The 3302-nt window shown below is 48.2% G+C and carries 3 protein-coding genes, 1 pseudogene and 1 other annotated feature; of the genes and pseudogenes, 3 read left to right on the forward strand and 1 reads right to left on the reverse strand.

The genetic code is table 11. From position 1 onward, the window contains the following. Positions 1–942 (reverse strand): bifunctional 3-deoxy-7-phosphoheptulonate synthase/chorismate mutase (locus GRP75_RS22305; protein WP_160790388.1); only part of this gene is annotated, 942 nt, incomplete at its 3' end. 85 nt (positions 943–1027) lie between these two features. Then, positions 1028–1299, reverse strand: a binding site (T-box leader). 161 nt (positions 1300–1460) lie between these two features. Between GRP75_RS22305 and GRP75_RS22310 the strand changes: the two genes are divergently transcribed. From GRP75_RS22310 to GRP75_RS22320, 3 genes and pseudogenes are all read left to right on the forward strand, one after another. Then, entirely contained in the window at positions 1461–2321 is an 861-nt protein-coding gene (locus tag GRP75_RS22310; RefSeq protein ID WP_028543188.1) for a carbon-nitrogen hydrolase family protein, read from the forward strand. Between the two features lie 16 nt (positions 2322–2337). Then, entirely contained in the window at positions 2338–3009 is a 672-nt protein-coding gene (locus GRP75_RS22315; RefSeq protein ID WP_160790389.1) for a GNAT family N-acetyltransferase, read from the forward strand. A 24-nt stretch (positions 3010–3033) separates the two neighbouring features. Next, positions 3034–3302, forward strand: a pseudogene (locus GRP75_RS22320) (GNAT family N-acetyltransferase); the annotation flags it as partial.

Consider the following 3302-nt stretch of genomic DNA (forward strand, 5'->3'; position numbering starts at 1 on the left):
CAAGGCAGCTTTGGCGCAAGGAGCCAGGATGTCCTTACGTCCTGTGGAGTGAGTCACGTCCACCAATACAGGCAGATGGCTTTCCTTTTTCAAAATCGGAACAGCGGAAATATCCAGCGTGTTACGCGTCCATTTTTCGTACGTACGGATACCGCGTTCAATCAGCATGACTTGCGTGTTACCACGGGAAACGATGTATTCAGCAGCATGAAGGAACTCTTCCATTGTGGCAGCCAGTCCGCGTTTGAGCAGAACCGGAGTTCTAGTTTCACCCGCAGCTTTGAGCAATTCAAAGTTGTGCATGTTGCGCGCGCCAATTTGGATAATATCGATGTATTGGATCGCTTCCTCCAAATGTCTTGGATCGACAATTTCACTGATTGTAGCCAGCCCGAACTCGTCGCCTACACGTTTAAGAATTTGCAATCCTTCCACGCCCAGTCCTTGGAAATCATACGGGGATGTACGTGGTTTGAACGCACCACCACGAAGAATCGGCACACCGGCTTCCTTGAGAGCCGCACCTACTTCGCGAGTTTGCTGGTAGCTTTCCACCGAGCAGGGACCTGCGACCATAATGGAAGCTTTGCCGCCCACCAGCGTATCTTTAACCTTGATAACTGTGCTATCCGGTTGATTTTTGCGGCTGACGATCAGATGTTTTTTGTGTTCTTCTTTTTGATAGTTCAAAGAAGCCTTGAAAATATTTTTGAACAGCTGGCGAATCGTAGCATCGTCAAAAGGCCCACGGTTAGCCGCGATCAGCTTGTCCAGCATTTGTTGCTCACGTACCGGATCAAAGTCAGGTACCCCTTGAGCTTCCTTCAATTTTCCAAGTTGTCCCGCCAGTTCAGCGCGTTGGGACAGCAACTCCAGCAATTGCAAATTTGTAGCATCGAGCTGTTCACGCAGCAGCTCCAAAGAATTTTCATTTGTAGACATACAGTACACCCTTCCCGAATTTAAATTTTTTTTTGTGCTAGCCCATGGACTTTTTTGCAGAAAATAACACAAAAAGGCACTCGTCGCAAGGGACGAATGCCGTGGTACCACCCTAATTACAGAAGTATACATACGAATCGTCAACGTCGTTCAGTCGACGGCAGTAACTTCTGAGCTTGATGCCCGTAACGGGGGCTTCCGGAAACCTCTACTGCGGACAAAGGAATGAATCCTTCTGTCGGTTCAAGGCTCGACTCGGGAGTGAATTTCAACGCGGGATTGCGGTACGCTCTCAGCAATTCGTACCTTTCTGTGGGAATCCGTTAGACGTTTACTTGTCTCCGTCACTGTCTTTGTTCATGGTATTCAAAAGATTTGACCTTATTTTAAACAAAGTAGGTGCAGAAGGCAAGCCCTGATTATCAGGTTCAGTTTTCGCACCGTTTTGAATCGGTTATAATGTGAACAGCAACGGGACCCCCTTGCAATCTAAAAGACGTGATGTCCGAGGAGGAATTATGAGCAAAATCAGAGTATCGGCGGTTCAATATCATCTGCATACGATTGACTCATTCGAGCAATTTGCCCTGCAATCGGAACATTATATCAAAACAGCGGAGGAATTTGGCGCGGAATTTGTTCTGTTTCCCGAGTTTTTTACGACCCAGCTTATGTCGATTGGTGATAGTGAAGGCAAAGCTCTGACGATCAACTACCTGCCGGATTTTACGGACCGGTACCTTGAATTATTCACTTCGTTCGCACGTCGAACCGGGATGCATATTATCGGTGGCACTCATGTAGTTAGGAGAAACGAACGTTTATATAATACGGCACATTTGTTTTACCCGGACGGGCGTGTGGCCACTCAGGACAAAATTCACATTACACCGACAGAGGTGCATGAATGGAATATGGCTCCCGGTGAGGGGCTGAATGTGTTTGAGACGTCCAAGGGCACCATAGCGATGCTGACCTGCTATGATATTGAATTTCCCGAAATCGTTCGCATGGCGAAGGCCAAGGGAGCAGATATTATTTTCTGTCCTTCCTGTACGGACGATCGTCACGGATTTTACCGGGTACGATATACAAGCCACGCCAGAGCGGTTGAAAATCAGGTGTATGTCGTTTTAACGGGAACTGTCGGCGCTTTGCCTACGGTTGATTTTATGCGTGCCAATTATGGACAAGCCGCAGTCATTACACCCAATGACATTCCTTTTCCGCCACGCGGCATTATGGTGGAGGGTGAACTGAACAACGATATGATTGTGACAGCAGATCTCGATTTGCAGCTGTTGTACGATGTGCGCGAGCGGGGCTCGGTTACAACCTGGCGTGACCGTAGAACAGATTTATACACAGACTGGAGCTAATGAAAGGAAATAAGCCATGTATCGCAAAGAATGGTTCATCTTTGACGGCGATCGGCCGCTACGGGCGGTGATTCGTAATTATTCTACAGCCGATTATGAGGGATTGCTGCGTATTCAGCAGGAGAGCTTCCCCCCACCATATCCGCAGGAGCTGTTATGGAGCCGGGAGCAGATTGCTAGCCAGACAGAGCATTTTGCAGATGGAGCGCTGTGTGTGGAAATTGAGGGGGAACTGGCGGGTTCGGTAACCAGCCTACTGATGCATTATAACCCCGAACATCCCCAGCATACATGGGAGGAAGTAGCAGATGACGGTTATATTCGTACGCACTGTGAGGACGGCAAGGCGCTGTATGTGATTGATTTGGCGGTACGTCCTGCTTACCGCAGATTGGGTCTGGGCAAATGGATGATTTTTTCCTTATATCATCTTGTGATTGAACGGAGACTGGATCGTTTGCTGGGCGCGGGGCGTATGCCTAGTTATCAGCATCATGCCGACCAATTGAGCGCAGAAGCGTATGTGGATGCCGTAGTGTCTGGTGAGCTGAAGGACCCGGTATTAACTTTTCTGCTTCGTTGCGGACGGGTGCCTGTTTGTATCCTGCCGAATTATTTGGATGATGAACAATCGCGTAATTATGCTGCCCTCATGGAATGGCGAAATCCGTTTCATACCCATCACTAATTGTAGAGGAGCGTGTCCTATCCTATGGAATATCATCGCATTACTCATATTAAAGACCCCTTGTTTGCGAGCATGCATCAGCTAATGCAGGAAGTATTTCCACCAGAGGAAGTGCTGGAGTACAGTCTGTGGAAGGAACCGCTGGAAGACCCGGGTATTCGTGTCTTTGTTGCGGTACAGGATGATAAGGTAGTTGGTGCAACAGAGTATCGTTATTATGAGGACTTTAATGTAGCTATGACAGATTTTACGATCATCGGACAACCGGGACTGGGCATTGGCCGTTTTCTTTG

The sequence above is a fragment of the Paenibacillus sp. OT2-17 genome, from assembly GCF_009827695.1.
Lineage (GTDB): Bacteria > Bacillota > Bacilli > Paenibacillales > Paenibacillaceae > Paenibacillus > Paenibacillus polymyxa_B.